The organism is Bacillus sp. PSXD-155, from assembly GCF_049310765.1.
Classification (GTDB): Bacteria; Bacillota; Bacilli; order Bacillales; family Bacillaceae_G; genus Bacillus_A; species Bacillus_A cereus.
This window is the reverse complement of record NZ_JBMOWC010000026.1, coordinates 43,643-66,392: the sequence shown is the minus strand read 5'-3', so window position 1 is coordinate 66,392 and position 22,750 is coordinate 43,643. Positions and strand designations below refer to the sequence as shown.

Here is a 22,750-nt window from a genome sequence, read left to right as displayed (position 1 = left end):
AAAGTAAAAAAATAGAAAAATATCAATTGAATCCCAAAAAATAACGTGTGAATATTATAGATATAAATTACACCTTGATATTTCGCATGAATTTCTACAAATTTAGATGTTTATTAAATTAGGAGGATTGATAGTGCCAAAAATGTAGTTTGTTTGCTAATTCAGTATTTTATATGCATCCATGGAATTTTAGAACGCACAGTTATTATTTGCTAGTAAGCATTTTCATATCAAATCTTTTGGGGAAGTGATAAGTAATGGTCACAGTATTAAATAATGAAACTAAAAGTTTATTAGTTGAAAAAATTGCAAATAAAAATGCGTGTATTGGATATGTAGGCCTAGGTTATGTTGGACTACCATCGGCTCTTAAATGTTTAGAAGTAGGTTATGCGGTAAGAGGTTTTGATAAAAACTCAGTAAAAATAAGAGAACTAGAACGTGGAATAAGTTATATCAGTGATATTCAAGATACTGAAATCCAAGATGCTTTACATACAAATAGATTTTTTGTTAGTACAGAAATGAATTATATAAACGAATGTGATGTTGTAGTTATATGTGTTCCTACACCATTAGAAAAAACTAGTAAACAACCAGATTTAACATATATTCATTCAGCAGTTGATGAAATAGTTAAATACATTAAAAAAGGTACATTAATTATCCTAGAAAGTACTACTTATCCAGGTACTACAAGAGAAGAAGTTTTATACAAATTAGAACAGAAAACTAATTTTAAAATTGGTGTAGATATATTTGTAGCATACTCTCCAGAGCGAATCGATCCTGCAAATCAATCGTTTTCAATTCAAGATATTATAAAAATCGTAGGTGGAGTTACATCTAATTGTACCGATTGTGCAGCAGCTTTCTATAGTAACTTAATTAAGGATATTCATAAGGTGAGCAGTCCAGAAGTAGCAGAGACAGCGAAGTTATTAGAAAATACGTATCGTTTTATAAATATCGCTTTTATTAATGAAATGACACAAATTTGTAATGAGTTAAACATAAATATTTGGGAGGTAATTGATGCCTCAGGAACTAAGCCATTTGGATTTCAAAAATTCTATCCTGGTCCTGGCGTAGGAGGACACTGTATTCCGATTGATCCTATTTATTTTAAGTGGATTGCAAATAATAAGGATTTAGCAACAAAAATGATTGATGTGGCAAGAGAAATTAATGAAAATATGCCTAAATATGTTCTTAATAGAGCACTACAGTTACTAGATGATCAAGATGGTAAGAATATTCTTATGGTTGGCGTTGCATATAAAAAGAATGTGAATGATGCTAGGGAATCGCCAGCTTTGGATATTATGAATGATTTAATGATAGAAGACTATAACGTGGATTATTATGATCCGTTTATAGAGGAACTCATTGTGGGCGATAACACATTGAAAAAATCTATAGATTTAAACCTAAGTCAATTAGACAAATATGCTTTAATTATTGTTCATACGGACCATGATTGCATTAATTTTAAATTGCTTAATGAGGTAAATTGCTTAATTTTAGACACAAGAAACATATTTAAAGATGAATCAGTATATAAAAAAAATATTATAAGTTTGTAGGTGATTATATGGTAGAGTTTATTCCTTTTTATCGACCAGAAATCAATGATGAAGATATAGAGAGGGTAGTTTCTGCCCTTAAATCTGGATGGCTTTCAAAGGGGCCAAAAGTGATAGAGTTTGAAGAGAATTTAAAAGAATATCTGAATACTGAACATGTAGTAAGTTGTAATTCAGGGACTGCCGCATTACATTTAGCATTACTGTCTCTGGGAGTTGGATTTGAAGATGAAGTAATAGTTCCAAGTTTTACTTTTTGTTCTAGTGTAAACGTTATTATGCATGTAGGTGCAAAACCTGTATTTGTAGACATAGATGAAGAGAATTTATGTCTCGATCTTCAGGATGTTAAAAGAAAAATCACTAAAAAAACGAAAGCAATTATTGCAGTTCACTTTGCTGGATATCCGGCTAAATTAAAAGAACTTCAAAAATTATGTAAAGAATACGGACTGTTTTTGATAGAGGATGCGGCGCATGCATTGGGGACAAAATATGATAATACTTTAATTGGTACACATGGAGATGTTATTTGTTTTAGTTTTTATGCCACAAAAAACATAACAACAGGTGAAGGCGGAGCGTTAGTCACTAAAAATGAATCGATTGCTGAAAAAGCTAGATTATATGGTTGGCATGGTATCACCAAAAATGCATGGAATCGTTATGGTGAGGAAGGAAGCTGGCGTTATGATGTTCTATTACCTGGGTTTAAATATAACATGATGGATCTACAAGCTAGTTTGGGTATTAGTCAGTTAAAAAGAGCTGATGAAATGATTGAAAAACGCAAGAGAATAGCTGAAAGGTACCAAGAGGAATTAAAAGATGTTCAAGAGTATATAACGTTACCTAATTATACTAACGATCCAAGTGTAAAACACGCATGGCATTTATTTGTTATAAAAATTAATTCTAATTCTCCTGTTAGTAGGGATCAGGTAATTCAGGAAATGAAAAAGAGAAATATTGGGCTTAGTGTTCACTTTATTCCTGTTCATATGCATCCGTATTATGAAGAGAGATTTAACGTATATTTACCTAAAACGGAAGAAATATTTAATCAAATTATTTCATTACCACTGTATAGTGCTCTTACAGACAATGAAGTTGAACATATTATAACGTCTTTAAAAAGTCTATATCAATTAAAAATAGGGAGGTAAATATTTATGAAAATTGGGGTTATTGGTGGCAGCGGATTTATTGGTAAGCATGTTACAAAGGAGTTATTAGCAAGGGGTTATGAAGTAGTTATATTTGATAAATTTAAACCAAGTATTGATGTTCCTTTTAAGGAAATTGATATTTTAGATATTGCAACTTTAAGAGAAAATCTTATTAATGTCGATGGGGTAATTCATTTAGCTGCATTAGTGGGTGTTGATAATTGCCGTTTAAATGAAGAAGATGTAGTGAGGGTGAACTTTGAAGGTACGAAAAATATTGTACAGGTTTGTAGCGAAAATAGTATAGAAAAATTATTATTTTCTTCCAGTTCAGAGGTATATGGGGATGGCGTGAGTGTTCCGTTTAAAGAAAATGATATTAAAATGCCAAAATCAGCTTATGGAAAAGCTAAACTAATGTCCGAAGATTATTTGAAAGAATATGCTAGTGATAGTTTGAAAGTCAGAGTGGTACGTTATTTTAATGTATACGGTTCACAACAAAATGATAACTTTGTAATTTCTAAGTTTTTAAAACAAGCTCATAGTGGTGAAGATATTACTATTTATGGAGATGGACAGCAAATTAGATGTTTTAGTTATATAAGTGATATTGTTAACGGAACTATACTAGCCTTTGAATATGAAGGAGAGAAATTTGCAGATTTTAATGTTGGCAATAACAAACCTATATCTATGGAAGAACTAGCAATAAAAATTAATGAATTAATGGGAAATAAAAGTAAAATTAAATTTCTTGATTTAGGTGAAGAGGGAGTCAGAAATTCTAGCATTGAAATCTTTAGAAGAATCCCTTCAATAGAGAAAGCTAAATTATTTTTAAACTATCAACCAATTATTTCATTAGATAAAGGACTAGAGATAATAATAGGGGAGAAGTATGGAAACACAGTATCTATATCCTAAGAATCCAAAGAAAATTAAGTATCCCATATATTCTTCTCTTTGGAGTATATCTGATCATGTATTTTTTTTGAAAAGTGTATATAGACCTAATGATTCTAAACTTAAAAAAAGTCTTCAAGCTCTTTATCCGGATGCAGAAATTGTATTAACTAATAGCGGTACATCTGCATTAGTGGTTGGTTTAAAGTACTTAAAAGTAGCAAAGGGAGATGAAGTGATTCTATCAAACTTTAATTGTCCTAATGTGATAGAAGCAATATTAACGGTGGGAGCAAAACCTGTATTAATTGATTTAAACACTAATCATTCAATTTCTCTTAATAAAATAAAAAAACATTTGAATGCTAATACAAAGGCAATTATTCTTACGCACTTGTATGGATGTCATGATGAATTAGAAATTATTGACTGGGCTAGAGAAAATAATATTTATATCATCGATGATGCTGCACAAGCAATGTTTTCTTATCAAAATGGAAAGCGAGTTGGTAGTTTAGGCGACATTGGTATTTTAAGTTTTGGGGGAACGAAACCAATCCCAAGTATTGGGGGAGGAGCGTTACTTCTTAATCGTACAATAAGTGAATTGTGTGACATGGATGAAGAAAAGAAGGAAGAAGTGATTTTAGATTATAAGAATCATTTAAAAACACAATTAGGTATAAGAATAAAAAAGAGTAGAGTACTGAGCTTATTTACTAATTATTGGAGGAAATTAGAGATTCTGCCCTCCTATAATAATAGTAAATTAGATTCTTTACCGGAGAAAACGGAAGTTATAAACCCAAAAAGAATGTCTATAGTACGTTCATTGTTAATTGATAAACACCTACAGAAAACAAAGAAGATTTTAGAAATGAATATATGTAACGCTAGTCTGTGTTATACAATGCTGCAGGAAATTGAAGAAAAGTATGGCGTTAAGATTATATTTTCAACTCAGAACGTTTATTTGAACTATTTTACCATTATATTCAAAGAACCATCTGATAGGTATGAGTGTTCTGTACATTTAGCGGAAAAAGGTATACAAACTTGTTGGAACTATTTACCTCTGAGTGAAATTCCTATTTTTTCGAAGTACGCAACCAAGTCAGAAAATATAGATTTTTTATGGCCAAGGGTATTATCAATACCTTTTAAATATCCTTTAGTAGACAAGGACCTTAAGTATATATGTAGTCAAATTCTAAAATATTTAGAGAATAAGAATTAAAAGGTGATTATATGGAAATCGAAATATGTACTGACGCCCAATACTGGGATGCTTGTATGGAAGAATACAATGGTTCTGTATTTCATAGTTTCGAATGGGGAAAGTTAATGGAATTATTACCTGGTGTTCAATTTTTCCCAGTACTAATAGAAACACGAGATACAGTAGTTTTATCTCCTATGTATGTACAAGATGGTAGGCTATTGGGAAGTTTAATTGGTTATGGTGGCCCAATAATAATTGGCCAAGATAAATTAGATTTTTCAGTTTATGAATCCGTAATAAATAAGAAGTTTGAAAATAAAATTCAAAAGCTTTTATTACCTATAACGATAAATCCTTTTCAAAGTTATAGTAAGGAAAAGTGGGATTATAAAGAAACTTATATGTTAGATCTACCAAATAAGTTTGAGGATTTATGGACATCGTGTTCTGGGAAAGCTAGGACAAGTGTTAGGTATGCACGTAAACAGAATGTTGAAATTCGTCCTATAACTGTAGCGGAATTAGATGAGTTTTACCAATTATATCAAGAACATAATAACAGTATAGGAGCTAGTTATTCATTTAGTAGAGAGTTTTTTTATCATTTAGTTCTTAATTTACAAGAAAAAATTCTTTTTTTAGGGGCATTCTTAGAAGAAGAACTAATTAGTTCCAGCCTTTTTATAATGGATAAACAGGTTTTATATTACTGGATTAATATTAATAATACCAAAGGAAAAAATTCGCAATCTTCATATTTACTACTAAATGATGCGTTTGAATTAGCAATTCATAATAAATTAAAGTATGCGGATTTAGGATATTCACATAATAAAGGGATTGCTAGACCTAAGATATACTGGGGGGCAGCTTTGAAAAAATGTTTTTGTTTAAAAGAAAGGATTTAAACTATGATTATTAGTGGCCACCAACCAAGTTATTTACCTTGGTATGGTTTTTTTGAAAAAATTCATAAATCAGATGTGTTTGTATTTCATGATATAGCACAATTTGAAAAAAAAGGTTTTTTAAATAGGAATCGTATTAAGACTTCACAAGGAGCGTCTTGGCTAACGGTTCCAATACAAACGAAGAATTATAAAGAAATTCCATTTAATGAGTTAAAGATAGACAATACTCAAGATTGGGAACGGAGGCATTGGAAAACGATAAGAATTAATTATTCTAATGCACCTTATTTTAATGTATATAAGGATTATTTAGAAGGTTTTTATTCAGAAGATTGGATTAATTTAAATGATATGAACATGAATTTTATTCATTTTATTATCCGTGAATTAAACATTGATACGGAGCTATATTATGTATCAGATCTAGAAGGGATTACAGGTAAGAAAAGTGATTTTGTATTAGAATTGTGTCAGAAATTTAATGCCAGTACTTATTATTCTGGAAGTTTAGGGCAAGATTATTTAAACGAAAATGACTTTGAGAATGAGAATATAGAAATTATCTACCAAAGAATAAGAGATTATTCCTACAAGCAATTATTTGGGGAATTTATACCACATTTGTCTATTCTAGATATTTTACTAAATTGTGGGCCAAAGGAAACAGAAAAATTAATTAAAGGAGTTTAAAATTCTATGAATGTACTTGTATTTGCCGCTCATCCGGATGATGAAATAATTGGTGTTGGTGGAACAATAGCGAAACACGTGAAACAAGGTGATGATGTACATGTTGTAATACTTGCAGAGGGAAAATCTTCTAGAGCTAAAGAATATAAAGAGCTAGATTTAGAGGTTAAGAACTTATCTTATAAAGAAACAGAGGGGGCATGTACTACACTTGGTGTAAAGAGTTTTGCAAGACTAGATTTCCCTGATAATCGTCTTGATACATTACCCTTACTTGATGTAGTGAAAGAGATTGAAAATCACATTGAAAAAATAAATCCTACAATTATTTATACTCAATATGGTGGAGATATAAATATTGATCATACTGTTGTTTACAGAGCAGTAATGACAGCGACACGCCCTCTGCCAGATACTAATATCAAATGGGTATTTGCATATGAAACTTTATCTTCTACAGAGTGGAATTATAATGAAAAAGATAAGTTTCTTCCTAATTATTTTGTGAATATTGAAGATCATTTGGAGGAGAAATTAAGTGCGATGAGACATTATGAATCTGAGTTAAGGGAATTTCCTCATCCACGCTCTATAGAAGCAATGAGACATAACGCAATGGTATGGGGTGCCAAATCTGGATACCAGGCGGCTGAGGCATTTATGTTAGTAAGGGGGACATGGTAGGTGAAGAGAATATGTTAATACCACAGGTCCCGTTCTTTGGTTTAGATAGTAAACAGATTGACTTAAAATGGGTTGAAAAAGGCTATGGATTAGAAGCAAATATTTTTGATGGAAAATCTTTATTTGATAACTCATATACAAAAAGGTTTTCAGAGGTCCTTTCTTTTGTTCAAACCCTTAATCCATCCTTGTTAACGCTGCATTTTCCTACTGATAATGCAGACTATCTCAATGATGAATTTATTAAAAAGCAACTATATGAATTTATTGACCTTGCTATAAAGTATAATGCATCAGGTATAACAGTGCATGCTAATCAATTTATGAATGTCGCGGAATTTCAAAACTATAATCTTCTTGATAATAGAAAAAGGATTATAGAGTTCTTTAACATGCTAGATGAAGAAATAAAAGGAACGGATATATGGATTGGCGTTGAAAACCTACCCATTATTGGAAACTTGGGCGATGATTTTGATCCTATATTTATATATCCCGAAGATTTTACTGATTTGGTTAATTTGGAGTTATCTAACGTTGGAATAACATGGGATATATGTCATTGGTCTATAACCTATCTTACACGTTTAGGTATTTCTAAATTATTAAGGCAAGAGGAAATTGAATATAAGGATTTTCATAAGTATTTAAGCTTAATGGAACATATTAAACATTTTCATTTTAGTTCTTTTAAACATTTAACGATTCCTTATAGTGAGGTACGTTGCTTTGAGGGAGAGAATCCGGTTAATGGATCTATTGATGAGAGTATCTTACATGAAACTTTATTAAAATTGAAGAACAATACTTTGGATAAAAACATAGGTATTGTATTTGAGGTTCAGGAAACGGATTATACGAATAGAAAGAGGTCATGGGAGACTCTTAATTGGTTTCAAAAGAATATTACTGATATGCAAACAAAAATGAATTATTTGGAGATATAAAAGGCACTATCGGCTTATTTATTTTTTACATGAAACTTGAGTTAGAGATTATTTTAATGAACCTTTTCTTCTAAGTAAGTGTGTTAGGAGGGAAGGTTTTACTATTAATCTTTTTTAATCATAGGGAGGACAAATGAAAAAACTAACTCTTATAAAGAAACTTATTGTAACTTTTGGGATTTTTTTGCTTTTTCTTTTTAGTGATTTATCTGGGGATGTAATACCAGTACATGCTATGAATAAGAACGATCAAAGTTCTCTCATGGCAGATAAAGTTCGTGCTAGTCGAGCTATTGAACATACACGTTTTCTGTCTGAGAAAATTGGTCCACGTCCAAGTGGGACTAAGGAAGAACATAAAGCAGCTACATACATTGGAGATACATTGAAAAAATTAGGGTATGAAGTGGAGTATCAGGCATTTCCTGTACCAGATCAATATATTGGAAGTATCTCTTTTAGTATGTATGGGGAAAAAGAATGGCAAGTTGGAGCAGCATCTAATGCATCTATACCTAAAGATCCTGTCGTGGGGCAGGTAGTTTCTATAGGAAAAGAGAATGATATTAAAAATTCACCTGAACCAATTCATGGGAAAATAGTATTATTGGAACAAGCTGATACGTATGAGAAATATAATGAACAAGTTGAGTATGCAGCAGAAAAGGGAGCAAAAGCTGTATTGTTATATAGTACGATTGGGGATAGAGGCAACTATGGAGAAGCCTTTAACCCAGTTCTAGAAAAGAAACAATCAATACCTGTATTTGGGCTTGCTTATAATCAGGGAATTAGAATGAAAGATAAGATAGTGCATAATAAAAATATAGTTAGTTTAAAGGCAAAACACGAAATGAATTTGAGTTCATTAAATGTAATTGCGAAAAAAAAGCCCAAATACAAGACAGATAATGAGGATGTAGCAATAATGAGTGCTCATTATGATAGTGTTATCGGAGCACCTGGAGCAAATGACAATGCTTCCGGCGTAGGACTTTTATTAGAGTTAGCATACAATTTTAAAGATATAGAGATTAATAAAGAAATTCAATTTATAGCCTTTGGAGCAGAAGAAAATGAATCTTTAGGTGCTTACCATTATATTAATCAGTTATCTACAACAGATAAGAAACATATTCTAGGGGTTTTTAATGCAGATATGATAGCGACTAGTTATCACCAGGCTAAGGATTTATATGCAATGACACTAGATGGTTCTCAAAATGAAGTAACAAATACTGCGGTAGCTACTAGTAAAGCATTAGGGAAATCGGTTGTATTAACTGGAAAGTTTGATTCTAGTGATCATGTACCATTTAACGAAGCTGGAATTTCCTCGGCACTATTTATTTGGATGGATGTAGAGAGCTGGAATCCTCTAATTTATCATGTTGAAAAGGTATTCCATACACCTCAAGATACCGTTTTAGAAAATATTTCTCCTCAACGTATGCAGGAGGCATTAGAAATTATAGGGACAAGTTTGTATTACTTTACCAAAAGATAGGTTTTTCGGAGGTTTCAGCATAGCCGGCTAAATTTAGATTTTAATAATAATATAGTAAAACTTTTTTGGGGATAAAAATATACTTTGAGCATAGGCGAGGTAACTATATGAGGAGTACATGGAAAGAATTAAGGGGGATGGACCTTAATGTCTGGATCCGCTTTATTGGGGAAGCTTTAAATGGTATTGCAATGATGATGTTAATGCCATTTTTTGCATTATATTTGAAGGACAAAGTGGATTCTCTACTTGAGGTAGGTATAATTATAGCCTTATCTCCAATTGCAGCAAGTATTGGTTCATTAATTGGAGGGCATATAGCAGATACTTATGGTCGGAAACCAACTATGGTGCTCTCAATGGCGAGTAATGGGCTACTAATGCTTGTTTTTTTGTTTATTGATGGTTTTATAGCATATGCCATTTTATCTATTGGTTTAGGACTATGTAATTCTTTCTTTGAACCAGCGGCATCTGCAATGGTTACCGATGTAACAGAACCCGAAAAAAGAACTGAGGCATATGGATTACTTAGAATGGCTCATAATATAGGAGCTGCGATAGGCCCTATCATTGGTGCAGCAGTTGTGGTTGTATCAAAAGATGTCATATTTTTGATTACTTCTGGAACCATGCTGTTTTATACAATATTAATGTTATTGTTTTTAAAGGAAACAAAACCTAAAAATATCATAATACATGAGGAAACACATAAACAGTCAATAAGGTTTACGTTAAGAGTTGTTATAAGAGATAGAATATTTCTATTCTATATAGTGACGGGAATCATTATATTTATGGGATTCTCACAATCTGAAGGTATGTTACCACTTCATTTTAGTAATGAGGATACAATGATTTTTGGAAATAGTAATCCATTTCCGTATTTAATGACTTTAAATGGCTTATTGGTTGTATGTTTTCAATTTCCTATTTCAAAGTGGTTAACTCACAAATCAATTGGTAAATCAATGCTATATGGTGCCATTCTTTTTGGCATTGGCCTTTTAGCAATAGGGTGGTTACCAAAGTGGTTTCATGTAATAGACGCAAATGATTTAGTTATCCTAAGCTCATTGTTAATAGCTTATACAGTTTATACAGTAGGGGAAATGATTATGTCACCTGTCCAAATGACATTTGTTGCTAATATAGCTCCAGAACATTTGAGGGGGACTTATATGGGAGCAGCTAATCTGCAATGGATTACAGGTAATGTATTTGGGCCTCTTCTAGGTGGTATATTACTGGATCAGCTTTTAGGGCATATGTTATTTACAATCTTAGGTGTAGGTTGTATTATTTCTGGATTTGTTTACTTACTTTTAGATAGACTTATTGAGAATAGAAGTAAAGAATTACCTATAAAACAAACATCTTAATTTTAATATTGTTAATGAGTTGAAAATTAAATTTTATGTTTTAAGAATTAAATAAAGTACACGTTTATTATTAATAAACGTGTACTTTATTAGTATTTAAATTAACTCATATATAAATTTTTTAGGTTACGACCTAAGTATATAAAAGTAATTTACTCCTTCTTTTAATCAATTATAACTAAACTTCTTGACCTATCAATATGATTAAGTAACATACGATACTCTTCTTCGTACATAGTTACACTTTGTAGAAGGGACTGGTTTTCTGCTTCTAAGTTTTTTATTTGGTTTTGTAAGTTTGTAAATTCATTTGTTTTTTTATAATTTTGTAGAAAGAGAATAATATCATCTAATGTCATAGATAAAGAATTTGTTTCTTTTTTTTGTTGAGAGAGAGAAATATTGTTTCCCACTTTTCGATTTTGTTTTGCTTGTTGTATTTCTTCTTGGTATTGTTTTCTCACGTATGAATTCCAACGAAATCCACAAGCCGAAGGTGTCCTATTTAGTAGTTTTGCTACTTCCTTGAATGCAGCTAACTGTGTTCCACCGTTACGAATATTCTGGAGTACTGTTGATGCGAGAAGTAAATCGTTATCGTTAGTCCAGGAATCTTGTCTTGAGAGTACCACGTTTTGCCCCCTTTATATGTTTTATATTACATATATGCAATTACTTAAAATGATAGAAGTTTAACTTATCTTAAAATAATTAGAAGTATGTATTATTTAAAATGCGAAATTGCATAAAAAATTAGATTGACTATTTGTTATAGGTGTAACTATAATGGTTACAGTTATGCAGCTAAATTAATAGGTTTGATGGTATGAAGTAGTTGTATTAATGATGTTTAAGCAAATATTAAAAAATGAACGGAGTTGGAAATATAAGAAGCGTATATAAAAAGAGTTAAGGCCATATAAAGCATTTTATAATCATATATAAATCAAAAGAGGTGCACATTTTGAAAATTTTTAAGGGAATTATAGTTTCTTCAATTGCGTTAACGGCATTTAATGGGGTGGGTGGACTACTTCCAAGTGAAAAATCAGAAGTTGCCTATGCAGCTACTTACAATTATTCAAATAAGCAATTGAATTCTACTGTACATAAGCAAGTTACGAAACAATTAATTTTGAAATTCAAAAATGAAGCGAATTTACCGTATCAGGATGGAATAGAAAAGTTCATTAAAGAAGAAAAACAAGATCCTGAATTAATTGGAATTTTAGCTGAATATCCAAATGTAACTATAAATCGACTTTTTAATTCTTTAAATCCTAAAGAAATTAAAAATCTTGGTAAAGAAATAAAAGATTCCAATCATATTTCTTCTAATTTGCTAAACTATTATATTGTAGAAAACCAAGGTGATATTGATGTACAAGCCTTACTTGCAAAGTTTGAGAAATCATCTCTTATTGAAACGGCGTATTTACAGGAAGAAGAAACGCCACCTGAAGAGCATTTACCAAATTTATCTGTTAATCCATATGATGAGCCTAGACTTACAAGACAAGGTTACCTTGAACCAGCACCATTAGGAATTAATGCACCTTATGCCTGGAGTATAAAAGGTGGGGACGGAAAAGGAACTACTTTCGTAGATATGGAGTATGGTTGGTTATTAAGTCATGAAGATTTAGTGAATCAAAAGATTGAATTGATGTCCGGACAGAATAAGAGTGAACACCATGATCATGGTACCTCAGTATTGGGAATTGTTTCTGCAGAGGATAATAACATAGGTGGAATTGGGATTGCACCAAAGGCTAAGGTAAAGGTTGTATCCCAGATTAGGGATAACGGAAATTATAATACAGCTGATGCTATTTTAAGTGCGGTTAACAATATGCAAGCTGGAGATATTCTTTTACTAGAGGCACAAGCAACTTACGATGGATATGGAGATAAGAACTATTTTCCAGTGGAAGTAAAACCAGACATATTTGATGCAATTCGTATGGGAACAAATAAGGGAATTATTATTATTGAAGCAGGTGCAAACGGCGGAAATGACTTGGATCAATTTAGAGACCGTAATGGTAAACAAGTTTTAAATCGTAATAGTCCTGATTTTAAAGATTCAGGGGCAATTATGGTTGGGGCAGCTTCTGCAAGGGTTCCTCATAAGCGTTCATATTTCTCTAATTACGGTAGTAGAGTGGATGTGTATGGATGGGGGAATGCAGTAGATACTACAGATGCTAAACCAAGTGAATTTATAACAAATCTATATACATCTAGTTTTGCTGGAACATCTAGTGCATCGCCTATTATTGCTGGCGCTGCAGCATCAATTCAAGGAATTGCAAAAAATAATCAGGGGAGAGTATATACACCAAGACAGCTTAGGGATATTTTAAGTGATTCTAGTACTGGAACGAAATCTAATGATCCAACTGCCGATAAAATTGGTGTGTTACCTGACTTAAAAGCCATTTTATCTAAACTTGGTTTTTCACCAAACTTAAATAACGATTCTTCCATTGTATTTCCTGAGGAACAAGAAATAAATAATGGAAATAAGGGAAATGAAGGATCTACTATTACATTCCCAAAAGAGGATTCAGCTAATAGTGAAGGGAACTCTAGCTTCATTTTCCCAGAATAATTGTAGGGATATCTTCTATTTAATATAAAAAAATTTTATATAACTAGTTGATTATAATAATGGTGAGATAGGCTCTTATGTGTAATAGCATAAGAGCTTATCTGTTGTACTTTTAACTATATAAGAGGGAAAGTACTTCTTTAGATATTTACCTTGCTTAACAAACCAGGCGTTACAATGAACATAGTGAATTCGTACTTGTGGGTATTTTTATTTGTTAAGTTAATGGCGGATTGATGCGGTAGAATCCCTTATTTTAAAATAAATTAGGCAACAAAGGAATGGAGAAGCAATTTTAAAATATTATATTTTCATGGAATCTATAATTTTGTAAACTTCCGCCATTTATGTTTTTTTATTTTAATATATTTGATCTGCATTATTTTTTATAAGGAAGTTTTTCGTATTACTAATTGCTTGAATTGATTTAATTTTAATAGTGATTTTATTTGGAGATTGTATAATCTTATTAGTTGAATTATCTTTTATCTGTAGATTTGGCCCAGTAACAGCAATTGATTCTTTACCAATACTCATTATAAAACCTTTAATATGAATTTGTTCTAAAAATATTATGATGGGTAAATGAATTAATTGATAATCACGTAAAAGTTTTTGGATTTCATTTGTAATATCTTTAATATTTTTAGACGTGTTGATTTGATACTTAGAAATTGACTGTGAATTATTTTGTTTTATCTTGAATCTTTTTGACTCTGCTTGCGGAGCAAGTGGGGATGGTAATATTAATAAAACTGTGGAAATTTTTTGTGAACATGATGGAGTATTTGTAGGTTTTGATGAAACAGTAGATTTTTGTTGTGAACGTGGTGGAGTATTCGTTGGTTCTGATGAAACTGAAGTATTTTGTTGTAAACGTGGTGAAGTATCTGTTGGTTCTGATGAAACCTTATTACATCCTGTTACGGTTGTTAAGTATGTAATTCTTGTCGAACAATTATTAAATAAAATTTGTTTTGGGATAGAATCATGAGGGAGCACTCTTTTTTCTTTGAATGGAATTTGAATATAAGGATGTTTTTCTAGTTTAATAGATAAATTCTACTAATTATTTGAGCAGATTGTACAAATAAAAAGATTTAACTCAGAAATAAAACAAGCTGCAACTAATATTTGGATATTTAACCGGAAAATTCTCACATATAAATTGTCAGGACAAAATAATTTTTTACTGTTCGTTGACCATACAAGTAGGGGAACTGATTATTTTAGAAAAATGTTTTCTTGTTAAGGATTGCAGCAGAGTCTGCTAAATTTATTGTTCATCTTCTTGCTCCATCGGAAAAAAAGCTTGTAGACACGGACAGGTTAACGGTCTAATGAGCGATGATACCTCCTCATACATCGAGTTACTAATTGAAGAAGAGAATAAGGATCAGAAGGAATTATTGCATTAATCAGGAAGGAAACTTTTATAATAAAGAAGGCTCCAAAACCTTTATTTTTTGTTATCGGATATTTTATTTGCTTTAACAAATTAATTATTACAATGGATATATTGAAAAAAGACACCTCAAAGTGTCTCTTTGTTTTTATATACAAGCCGCGTTTTAAGAAGGTTTAATTGGCATATGAATTAAGGAGATGTCTTACTTGTTCTATAAAATAATGATGGTGTATATTATTTTTTGATACTCGACTAGCCATAATAGCTCCTTCCATGGAAGAAGAAAGGAAAGAAGTAAGTGACATAACATTTATATCATCTTTAATTTCTTTTTTTTCGGTTCCGTCTTTAAGTACTAAGAAAGTTTAATTTTGTTTATGTATTTGTTGAAGCTTAATGGATTTCGTAATGATTATGATATAATAAAGTTCAAGTATACTAAGGGGGATTAATTAAATGATTTTTCAAAGCATGATAACAGCTATTATAGAAAAATTACAAGAGACGGTAAATCCCTATTGGATAATTGTGTTTGGATCAACGGCTGAGAATAGAGAACGGGAAGATAGTGATATTGATATAGCTTATGTAAGTGATACAACTTTAGGGAATTATGAACGTTTTTTATTAGCACAGGAGTTAGCTAACATTGTTCATAGAGATGTTGATTTAGTTAATTTATCCGAAGCTTCTACAGTTTTTCAAGCTCAGATTATACATACAGGAAAGACAATATTTTGTTCTGATGAAGAACGGAAAATCATTTTTGAAATGAAAACTTTAAAAATGTATTCAAAATTGAATGAGGAACGCAAGATAGTATTCGATGATATAAAGAAAAGAGGCTCAATATATGAAGAATGAGGTTATTTTAAATAAAATCTCCACAATAGAGCGTTGTTTAAAAAGAATCCAAGACGTGTATGGAAATGACCCTGAAAATCTGGAGGATTACACAAAGCAAGATTCAATAATATTAAATATACAAAGAGCTTGTGAAGCGAGTATTGATTTAGCAATGCATATTGTTGCTGGAAAAAAACTAGGACTACCTCAATCTAGTCGAGAAGCTTTTGATTTATTGGTTACAGCAGGACTACTTAGCGCAGAGCTGGCAAATAAGTTAAAGGCGATGGTTGGATTTCGAAATATCGCTGTACATGATTATCAAAGTGTAAATTTAGATATTGTTCGGCAAATTATTGAAAAACATTTAACTGATTTTAAAATATTTACAAAAGAAGTTATGGGGATATTGGAATTATAGGGAGACACTATATAGGTGAGGAGAGATTGATATGCTCTTTTCTAATTTTAACATAACAATTTAGTTGTTTGCCTACTTGATTTAAAGATGAAAGAAGCAAGTAATATATGGCTGCATAGTGGAAAGATACTCTTTAAAGAGTGTCTTTCTTTGATTTACTGCGTTTACATCTAAACACTAATGTTTCTTTAATTAACTCTGAGTTTTATGTGTAAACAAATCCTGAAAAGCAAAGATATTTATTATGCTAAATTGTCAGCATTCAAATATATATAGTTTTAAGTTTTAATTATCTCAAAATAAATCTAAGGCAGAAAATAGCATAGAGAAATTTGAGGAATTACCATAAAATAAAAAGCGGACCAGATTGTCCGTTTTTTATTTTATCAGGAGAGAGTCCTAAATATTACTTTATAATAATAAAATGAATAGGGTGTCTTTTAAATGTATTACTACTTTGTTTTTTATTATGGAAAATTTGAAAGGTGATTTTAATGAAAAAATATTGGCTTAAGCTATCGTTACTTCAAAAAAATATATTACTAACGGTATTAGTAATTCTGACGCTTGTGGGAAGTATGGGGGCGTTAAGTTTTAATATGTTTCAAAATAGTATGATGTCTATATTTGAGAGGCAGTCTTTTGAAACAGGAGATACAGTAATAAATCAATTAGATGTAGAAATAGTGAGAGATGTAGCAAAAGACCCCACGGCACAAAGAGTGAAGAAAGAAAAATTGACAGAGCAATTAGATAAAGCTATAAAAGATATGAAAAGTGTTGGACAAACATATGTTACAGGAGCCAAGCTAAATGATAAAGCTGAATTACAAATAGTAGCTTTGGATACAAAATTAGCAAATACTGTTTCTGTAAAACCAGGTGAATATTATGAGCAGCCTACTTATTGGATGAAAACATATGATAAAGTAATACAAACAAAACAGGCACAAATGACAGAAGTGTATGAAGATGAATTAGGGTTCTGGGTAACAATTTTAGAGCCAGTTACAGATGAAAATAAAAATATAATTGCAATTGTTGCAGCGGATTTGGATGCTTCTATTATTCCTCTTACAAAGAAACAATTTATGATACAAGGTTTACTATTTATTATAATTTCATTAACAATCGCAATTACAATTCAAATATTTATCTCACGAAGCTCTCTATCGCCTTTAAAGGATTTACAAGAAGGGTTACGTAAAGTTGGTGAAGGGGATTTAAGTATTAAATTGAATGAAAGATCTGATGATATAGGAATAACTAATATCTATTTTAATAATACTATTAAAAAGTTTAATAGTATTATAGATAAAGTAAGGCAGACTGCTGAACAGGTGTCTACATCTTCACAGGAATTATCGGTAAGTACAAAAGAGAATAGCATAGCCTTTAAAGAAATTGCAAGTGCTATTACAGGATTAAATTTAGGAGCACATTCTCATGAATATGTAGTGCAAAAATGTTTAGGGATTGTTCAAGAAATGGAAAGTAAGATGAAAGAAATTAAAGGATCTGCAAAACAAGTTGGCAATGCTTTGGAAGACATGGACCAGCATTCTGCAAAGGGAAAAGATTTGATTAAGCAAATCGTGAATCAAATGAAAAGAATCAAAGATACAGTTCAGGATGTATCTTCTAGTATTTATGCATTAGAAGCACGATCTAAGGAAATTCATGAAATTCTTACTGTAATTACAACCATTTCAAATCAAACACATTCATTAGCTTTAAATGCTTCTACTGAATCCTCATGTGCTGGAGAGATGGGGGAAGAATTTTCAGGTGTTGCGGACGAGGTACGTATATTAGCGAAAAGAACCGAGGCATCTGCAAGGGATATAGCTAAATTAATTGGTGAAACCCAGGCTGAAGCAGAGAGAGCTGTAAGATCCATACAGAAGAGTTCAAAGGAAGTTGAATCAGGAATAACACTTGTTCAAAGTAGTGGTGCTTTCTTTGAAAAGATTTCAGAATCTGCACAATCTGTTACAAATCAAATTAAAGCGAATTCGAATAATTCAAGTGACATTCTAAAAGATAATCAAACAATTGTTCAGTTTGTAAATGAATTATCACACATTGTAAATACATATGTGAATAGCAGTAGTAATGTGGAGAAAAGTATGAAAGAGCAAGAACTATATGTACAAGATATTGCAGAGTTAGCAAATTCTTTAAATTGGCTCTCGCAAGAGTTACAGGGGTTAATAGGGGAATTCAAAAGTAAGTAGGATAGGAGAAGGTGTAGGTATAGAGTATGACCTATACCTTTATTTATTCCCACATAAGAGATGAAAGCTTAGGTATATATGTAAAATAGCTAAACGAATAATTTTTTTACATATTTTGTTGGAAATAGAGCATGATATTACCAAATTCAACGGAGGTGTTTAAAAAATGCAAATTCGTGAAAATAATAATTCAAACGAAATCTTAATAGCAGCGGCAGCAAGTGCAATTGAGCAAATGAAGTATGAAATTGCTCAGGAGTTTGGCGTTACACTTGGACCAGATTCAACATCACGAGCAAATGGTTCAGTAGGTGGAGAGATTACGAAACGTTTAGTTCGTATGGCGCAAGAGCAGTTATCTAGTCAATATAAAATTCACTAAAGTTAAAGGTATATCCCATTGAAGGGATATACCTTTTTAATTTTCTTTTAAAGAGGATCGTTAAAATTTTTATTGTTGGTTAAGTTTAGAAACTGCAAATTTAGCTGTGAAATTCATTTTCTTCATGTAAGAAGAATTTACTCCTGCTTGAAATTGTACAGAAATATTACCGTCTTTTTGTGCTTTGAATACGCGACCATATGGTGAATTAGCATTGTATGTGCCAATTACTTGATTATCTGCATCAAAGACTGTATAAGAAATTGGGAAGCCGGAATTTTGTACAAAAACTGTAAGTTCTTCCCCTTTACTAAGATTAAATGATTCTTTTTGAGAAACTTCATAGGAATTCATAGAGTAATATTTTGTAACTTCTTGAATTTCTAAATTCGTAGTTGCTGCACTCGCTTTTGGTGCCTCTGCTCCTGGTAAATTCATACCTGATAGTACTGCAATTCCTAGTGCCCCTGCTAAAATAGCTTTTTTCATAATGCTAGTTCCTCCTTTAATATATTTTGAGATTTGAAAAGGAAGTGAAAATACCACTCCTTGAAACCATTATAGTTACAATGAGAATGATTTTCAATAGAGTTCGATATGTAATTCTGCATACATAAGGTGGCGATATAAGATAATCTATCTGAGGTTTAGAGTATTCTTAGAATAAGAGGAGGACAAATTTTTAAAACTATGAATGGAATTGTAGCTATTTTTTACATACGTTGGTTTATAAGTGAATATTTCGTTGAGTTTATTTTTGTTCGTTTGCTTTAAATGAAATATTTTAATGTTGATAAAGTTTTATAATTTGGAATTATTAAACAAAAATGAGATATTGTGTGTTATGCTAAAAGGGCAACAAAGCACACCATCCTGATAATATTGTGTATATTTATCCTATGTATGTCGTTTGTATTAGAAATGGGAAGTCTCTTAAAAGGAGACTTCTTATTTTTATATGGAGGGGTATTACAGATGATTGATCACTATCAAATCTTTTTAATTACAATGACAGGTATTTCCTTATTTTTCTATATATAACATGTTAGAAAACCAACAAAAAGAAACAAATGGACATTCTTTGTTATAGTATTTTTCTTTTTCTTTTTGAATTATTTATTTCTTAAATTTGTATAGGTAAATGTAGGTGGGATAAGTTTTTTATAATAGAGATCATTCAAAACTATAATAAGGATTCAAATAAGTAATATGAGGAATAATTTCTAAGATGAAAATTGCGTTAGCTAGTGAGAAAGAAGCATGTTATTAAATATTAAGGGTACGAGAAGGTAAGGAATCCAGGGAAACGTAAAAAAGAATATAAAAAGGAGTCATTATTCGACTCCTTTTTATATGGCATAGCTTAATTATTGGAAATATTACCTACTGAAATACTTTTTCAATTGTAGGCATAACAGCTATTGGTGGTAGGGATTTAGTCCATGCAGCTGCATATACATTTAATTTCTCACCTAATGTGTAGTTTGCACCATCTGAAACAGGGACCCTTAAAATCTTATTTTGAGAAACTAGATCCCACCAATCATGTTGATAAGCAAGAGCTTCATCTTTTGTAGACGTAGCAGCAACTACTAAATAATTGTTCTCTACTGAAATGACATATCCAGTAAAAGGTTCTTGTTCTTGGTTCTGAATAGAATGAACAGGAATATTGTTGGCGGAAATCTTGTTAAAATCTGCAAAGGCCGGTGTTAATCCGAATGTAAATCCACATCCTAGTGTTAAAGCTGTTACCGTTGTTACGAATGTTTGTTTTTTGTTAAACATGATATATCCCCCTTATATTTTATCCTTACACTATCCAATTTCAATTTACATACATATAAAGCCTTTTAATATTAAGATACTTAACAATTTTGCCACAATTATTCCAATAATGTTAATATTACCTATTAATGGAATTGGGTTTGTGTTATAATTCACTAGGTGAACTATTATTGTTCCATTCATCTCTTGATGAATGGATGCCCTTCCTTAAATGTAAAGATGTTCGATTTTATTGGTGAAGAGAGGATATATCCCTCTTCTTTTTTTATTAATATGGGATTTTAGGGAATGAACAGAAAAAGAACCCTATGGGGTTCTTTTTCTAGGCATATTAACAGTAAGGAGAGTATTGAAATGCTATTTTCAAATCTTTACAAGGAGAAAAATTTGAAAAAGCTTATCATGTCATTATTTTTACATACATGTAATATAAAGTAAATTGATAATATTTAGACTCACTATTACTAATATTCAATTAAGATAGTTAGTACTACATTGATAGTGTTAATTATCCTGATTGGTGTGGAATGTGATAGGAAGCATAAGTTTGCCGCAAACTTATGCTTTCAGGATTTGAAGAATATTCTTAATATGGATTTTAAAGAAAATACAAATTTTTTACTAGATTTGAGAAAAAGGAATTGAAAATATCCTTTAAAACAAGATATATTCTGGTCAAAAAATTAGAGGGCATCAATTCATTAAAGCAGTAAAAAACGTTTTTATGAATTGGTGTCCTTTTTGTTTTAAAAAGAGAATATATTTTCTCAACAGGACAAATGGTAATTAGCTATAAGTATTAATTATAAGGACAACAGGAAAATAGAAATTAATAATAAAGGAGAATGCGAAATGATAACATTAATATCTGAAAGAAATCTAGCTGAAATCCATGAAGACGATGTAGATGTATTAAAAGTAATGGCACATCCTGTTCGATTACAAATTGTAAATGAATTAATGCACCATAAAATATGCAATGTTACACAGTTAACGGAGATATTGAGACTTCCACAATCCACTGTTTCACAACATTTATCAAAATTGAGGGGAACCGTACTCCGCTCAGAAAGAAGAGGGTTAGAGATGCATTATTATATAGATAATGCTAAGGCCCGTCAGATTGTTGAAATTTTAGGTTTGTAGGTTAAAGATACATAAAAGGTTTCCTGTTACAAAGCAGGAAATCTTTTTATATGTATAAATAATTGTGTGATAATATCATACCGTAGAAACTACCTAACAATAATTCAATTTAGCAGCTTGTATTATCTTGCCACACACAATTTAACACGATGTATAGGTATAAACTTATAAATAAGGGATTTAAACGGAAATTAGATATAGCAATGGATAATGGTAAGTGTATTAAAGAAATTATAGAATTAATGATATAAAAAATAATCAATAGTTGTTGTAAAGGCTTATTCTGATAATAAAAGGAATTAGATATATTAAATTCAACTATGAGTTTTTTACTAAAAATATGTAGGTGAAGAGTATAAGCAACATAATCCTTTTGTTGCTGATGGACGAAAAGCCTTTATGGATTTCTTTGAGGAAGATTTTGTTAAAAACTCTAATTCCTCTGCAGAGATTAAACGTGTAGTAGCTGAAGGGGATACAGTTGCTCTTCATGTACATTCTCGTACTAATTCTCAAGATAAGGGAAGTTGCTATAGTCGATATATTTCGTAACAAGGATGGAAAGATTGTCGAACACTGGGATGTAATTCAAGAGATTCCAAGTGAAGCAGCTAATGATAATACGATGTATTAGGTAGAATAAAAATTTAATTGATAGGGATGTATAGAATCTAGATATTATAAAATGAAGAGGATGTCCGAGGTATACTACTAAGACATCTCTTTTTGTTTTACTAAGATTCAATTTATTATAATTTGTAAGGAAGGTATTTTGTATTGAGCAAGAAAAAGCAATCATGTATAGATTTTGAAGAAATATCAAGTATGATTGAACGTTTAAGAGGCGAAAGCGGGCAGTATATGTCTCTATAATAAGAGGTTCAAATTCCTGACACAAAACGTG

20 protein-coding genes and 3 pseudogenes are annotated in these 22,750 nt (G+C 31.1%); 18 read left to right on the top strand and 5 right to left on the bottom strand.

From position 1 onward, the window contains the following. Positions 1–257 precede the first annotated feature (257 nt). The 10 genes from ACO6VI_RS22965 (at position 258) to ACO6VI_RS22920 (ending at position 11,004) form a co-directional block, all read left to right on the top strand. Positions 258–1,586: a nucleotide sugar dehydrogenase gene (locus ACO6VI_RS22965; RefSeq protein WP_422424177.1), complete on the top strand. Its 1,329-nt coding sequence runs from the start codon at positions 258–260 to the stop codon at positions 1,584–1,586. An 8-nt stretch (positions 1,587–1,594) separates the two neighbouring features. Then, positions 1,595–2,752, top strand: a complete 1,158-nt coding sequence (locus ACO6VI_RS22960; protein WP_422424175.1) for a DegT/DnrJ/EryC1/StrS family aminotransferase — start codon at positions 1,595–1,597, stop codon at positions 2,750–2,752. Positions 2,753–2,758: 6 nt separating this feature from the next. Next, positions 2,759–3,682, top strand: coding sequence for an NAD-dependent epimerase/dehydratase family protein (locus ACO6VI_RS22955; protein ID WP_422424173.1), 924 nt, complete (start codon positions 2,759–2,761; stop codon positions 3,680–3,682). Then, entirely contained in the window at positions 3,657–4,898 is a 1,242-nt protein-coding gene (locus tag ACO6VI_RS22950) for an aminotransferase class V-fold PLP-dependent enzyme (RefSeq protein WP_422424171.1), read from the top strand. Before ACO6VI_RS22955 ends, ACO6VI_RS22950 begins: the two co-directional genes overlap by 26 nt. Positions 4,899–4,909: 11 nt before the next feature. After that, positions 4,910–5,791, top strand: coding sequence for a GNAT family N-acetyltransferase (locus ACO6VI_RS22945; RefSeq protein ID WP_422424170.1), 882 nt, complete (start codon positions 4,910–4,912; stop codon positions 5,789–5,791). 3 nt (positions 5,792–5,794) lie between these two features. After that, the gene (locus tag ACO6VI_RS22940; protein ID WP_422424169.1) at positions 5,795–6,484 is read left to right on the top strand and encodes a WbqC family protein; all 690 of its coding nucleotides are present in this window, start codon (positions 5,795–5,797) and stop codon (positions 6,482–6,484) included. Positions 6,485–6,490: 6 nt separating this feature from the next. Further along, a complete protein-coding gene (locus ACO6VI_RS22935) occupies positions 6,491–7,168 on the top strand; it encodes a PIG-L deacetylase family protein (RefSeq protein ID WP_016513568.1) in 678 nt (225 codons plus the stop codon). An 11-nt stretch (positions 7,169–7,179) separates the two neighbouring features. Then, complete coding sequence (locus ACO6VI_RS22930; protein WP_422424167.1) at positions 7,180–8,115, top strand: TIM barrel protein; 936 nt, start codon at positions 7,180–7,182, stop codon at positions 8,113–8,115. 133 nt (positions 8,116–8,248) lie between these two features. Next, entirely contained in the window at positions 8,249–9,622 is a 1,374-nt protein-coding gene (locus ACO6VI_RS22925) for a M28 family metallopeptidase (protein ID WP_422424166.1), read from the top strand. 107 nt (positions 9,623–9,729) lie between these two features. Next, the gene (locus ACO6VI_RS22920; RefSeq protein ID WP_422424164.1) at positions 9,730–11,004 is read left to right on the top strand and encodes an MDR family MFS transporter; all 1,275 of its coding nucleotides are present in this window, start codon (positions 9,730–9,732) and stop codon (positions 11,002–11,004) included. A 164-nt stretch (positions 11,005–11,168) separates the two neighbouring features. Here ACO6VI_RS22920 and ACO6VI_RS22915 read toward each other — a convergent pair whose 3' ends face one another. Beyond that, the gene (locus tag ACO6VI_RS22915) at positions 11,169–11,636 is read right to left on the bottom strand and encodes an RsfA family transcriptional regulator (protein ID WP_098150120.1); all 468 of its coding nucleotides are present in this window, start codon (positions 11,634–11,636) and stop codon (positions 11,169–11,171) included. Positions 11,637–11,968: 332 nt separating this feature from the next. Here ACO6VI_RS22915 and ACO6VI_RS22910 point away from each other — a divergent pair, with 332 nt between their 5' ends. After that, positions 11,969–13,618, top strand: coding sequence for a S8 family peptidase (locus ACO6VI_RS22910; RefSeq protein ID WP_422424162.1), 1,650 nt, complete (start codon positions 11,969–11,971; stop codon positions 13,616–13,618). Positions 13,619–13,978: 360 nt separating this feature from the next. Here the strand turns inward: ACO6VI_RS22910 and ACO6VI_RS22905 are convergent, their stop codons facing one another. Further along, positions 13,979–14,563 carry a hypothetical protein gene (locus tag ACO6VI_RS22905; protein WP_422424179.1) on the bottom strand — a complete coding sequence of 195 codons (585 nt, stop codon included), beginning with the start codon at positions 14,561–14,563 and terminating at the stop codon, positions 13,979–13,981. On the opposite strand from ACO6VI_RS22905, the pseudogene ACO6VI_RS22900 reads away from it, so the two are divergent. Next, positions 14,562–14,947: pseudogene (locus tag ACO6VI_RS22900) on the top strand (hypothetical protein); the annotation flags it as partial. The gene ACO6VI_RS22905 and the pseudogene ACO6VI_RS22900 sit on opposite strands and share 2 nt — an antisense overlap. A 252-nt stretch (positions 14,948–15,199) precedes the next feature. Here ACO6VI_RS22900 and ACO6VI_RS22895 read toward each other — a convergent pair. Beyond that, positions 15,200–15,382: pseudogene (locus tag ACO6VI_RS22895) on the bottom strand (TetR/AcrR family transcriptional regulator); the annotation flags it as partial. A 100-nt stretch (positions 15,383–15,482) separates the two neighbouring features. Here ACO6VI_RS22895 and mntA point away from each other — a divergent pair. The 4 genes from mntA (at position 15,483) to ACO6VI_RS22875 (ending at position 18,912) form a co-directional block, all read left to right on the top strand. Continuing rightward, complete coding sequence (mntA, locus tag ACO6VI_RS22890) at positions 15,483–15,890, top strand: type VII toxin-antitoxin system MntA family adenylyltransferase antitoxin (RefSeq protein ID WP_098818634.1); 408 nt, start codon at positions 15,483–15,485, stop codon at positions 15,888–15,890. Then, complete coding sequence (gene hepT, locus ACO6VI_RS22885) at positions 15,880–16,293, top strand: type VII toxin-antitoxin system HepT family RNase toxin (protein ID WP_000787553.1); 414 nt, start codon at positions 15,880–15,882, stop codon at positions 16,291–16,293. The genes mntA and hepT overlap by 11 nt, the downstream gene beginning before the upstream one ends. 494 nt (positions 16,294–16,787) lie before the next feature. Further along, positions 16,788–18,530, top strand: a complete 1,743-nt coding sequence (locus ACO6VI_RS22880) for a methyl-accepting chemotaxis protein (protein WP_098818635.1) — start codon at positions 16,788–16,790, stop codon at positions 18,528–18,530. Positions 18,531–18,696: 166 nt separating this feature from the next. Continuing rightward, the gene (locus ACO6VI_RS22875) at positions 18,697–18,912 is read left to right on the top strand and encodes a small, acid-soluble spore protein, alpha/beta type (RefSeq protein ID WP_422424159.1); all 216 of its coding nucleotides are present in this window, start codon (positions 18,697–18,699) and stop codon (positions 18,910–18,912) included. A gap of 69 nt (positions 18,913–18,981) precedes the next feature. On the opposite strand, the gene ACO6VI_RS22870 is transcribed toward ACO6VI_RS22875, so the two are convergent. Continuing rightward, positions 18,982–19,401: a hypothetical protein gene (locus ACO6VI_RS22870; RefSeq protein WP_029443236.1), complete on the bottom strand. Its 420-nt coding sequence runs from the start codon at positions 19,399–19,401 to the stop codon at positions 18,982–18,984. Between the two features lie 894 nt (positions 19,402–20,295). Next, entirely contained in the window at positions 20,296–20,700 is a 405-nt protein-coding gene (locus ACO6VI_RS22865) for a DUF3221 domain-containing protein (RefSeq protein WP_098818637.1), read from the bottom strand. A gap of 852 nt (positions 20,701–21,552) precedes the next feature. Here ACO6VI_RS22865 and ACO6VI_RS22860 point away from each other — a divergent pair. Beyond that, positions 21,553–21,846 (top strand): ArsR/SmtB family transcription factor, encoded by a 294-nt coding sequence (locus ACO6VI_RS22860; protein WP_000631352.1) that lies wholly within the window; start codon positions 21,553–21,555, stop codon positions 21,844–21,846. Positions 21,847–22,182: 336 nt separating this feature from the next. After that, positions 22,183–22,480 (top strand): annotated as a pseudogene (locus ACO6VI_RS22855) (ester cyclase); the annotation flags it as partial. Between the last annotated feature and the right edge of the window lie 270 nt (positions 22,481–22,750).

Excerpts from the sequence above, each read along its gene's own strand:
- ACO6VI_RS22860 (WP_000631352.1), top strand. The coding sequence starts at position 21,553 with ATGATAACATTAATATCTGAAAGAAATCTAGCTGAAATCCATGAAGAC.
- hepT (WP_000787553.1), top strand. The coding sequence starts at position 15,880 with ATGAAGAATGAGGTTATTTTAAATAAAATCTCCACAATAGAGCGTTGT.
- ACO6VI_RS22920 (WP_422424164.1), top strand. The coding sequence starts at position 9,730 with ATGAGGAGTACATGGAAAGAATTAAGGGGGATGGACCTTAATGTCTGG.
- ACO6VI_RS22950 (WP_422424171.1), top strand. The coding sequence starts at position 3,657 with ATGGAAACACAGTATCTATATCCTAAGAATCCAAAGAAAATTAAGTAT.
- mntA (WP_098818634.1), top strand. The coding sequence starts at position 15,483 with ATGATTTTTCAAAGCATGATAACAGCTATTATAGAAAAATTACAAGAG.
- ACO6VI_RS22925 (WP_422424166.1), top strand. The coding sequence starts at position 8,249 with ATGAAAAAACTAACTCTTATAAAGAAACTTATTGTAACTTTTGGGATT.
- ACO6VI_RS22960 (WP_422424175.1), top strand. The coding sequence starts at position 1,595 with ATGGTAGAGTTTATTCCTTTTTATCGACCAGAAATCAATGATGAAGAT.
- ACO6VI_RS22880 (WP_098818635.1), top strand. The coding sequence starts at position 16,788 with ATGAAAAAATATTGGCTTAAGCTATCGTTACTTCAAAAAAATATATTA.
- ACO6VI_RS22930 (WP_422424167.1), top strand. The coding sequence starts at position 7,180 with ATGTTAATACCACAGGTCCCGTTCTTTGGTTTAGATAGTAAACAGATT.
- ACO6VI_RS22955 (WP_422424173.1), top strand. The coding sequence starts at position 2,759 with ATGAAAATTGGGGTTATTGGTGGCAGCGGATTTATTGGTAAGCATGTT.
- ACO6VI_RS22965 (WP_422424177.1), top strand. The coding sequence starts at position 258 with ATGGTCACAGTATTAAATAATGAAACTAAAAGTTTATTAGTTGAAAAA.
- ACO6VI_RS22865 (WP_098818637.1), bottom strand. The coding sequence starts at position 20,700 with ATGTTTAACAAAAAACAAACATTCGTAACAACGGTAACAGCTTTAACA.
- ACO6VI_RS22940 (WP_422424169.1), top strand. The coding sequence starts at position 5,795 with ATGATTATTAGTGGCCACCAACCAAGTTATTTACCTTGGTATGGTTTT.
- ACO6VI_RS22935 (WP_016513568.1), top strand. The coding sequence starts at position 6,491 with ATGAATGTACTTGTATTTGCCGCTCATCCGGATGATGAAATAATTGGT.
- ACO6VI_RS22875 (WP_422424159.1), top strand. The coding sequence starts at position 18,697 with ATGCAAATTCGTGAAAATAATAATTCAAACGAAATCTTAATAGCAGCG.
- ACO6VI_RS22945 (WP_422424170.1), top strand. The coding sequence starts at position 4,910 with ATGGAAATCGAAATATGTACTGACGCCCAATACTGGGATGCTTGTATG.
- ACO6VI_RS22870 (WP_029443236.1), bottom strand. The coding sequence starts at position 19,401 with ATGAAAAAAGCTATTTTAGCAGGGGCACTAGGAATTGCAGTACTATCA.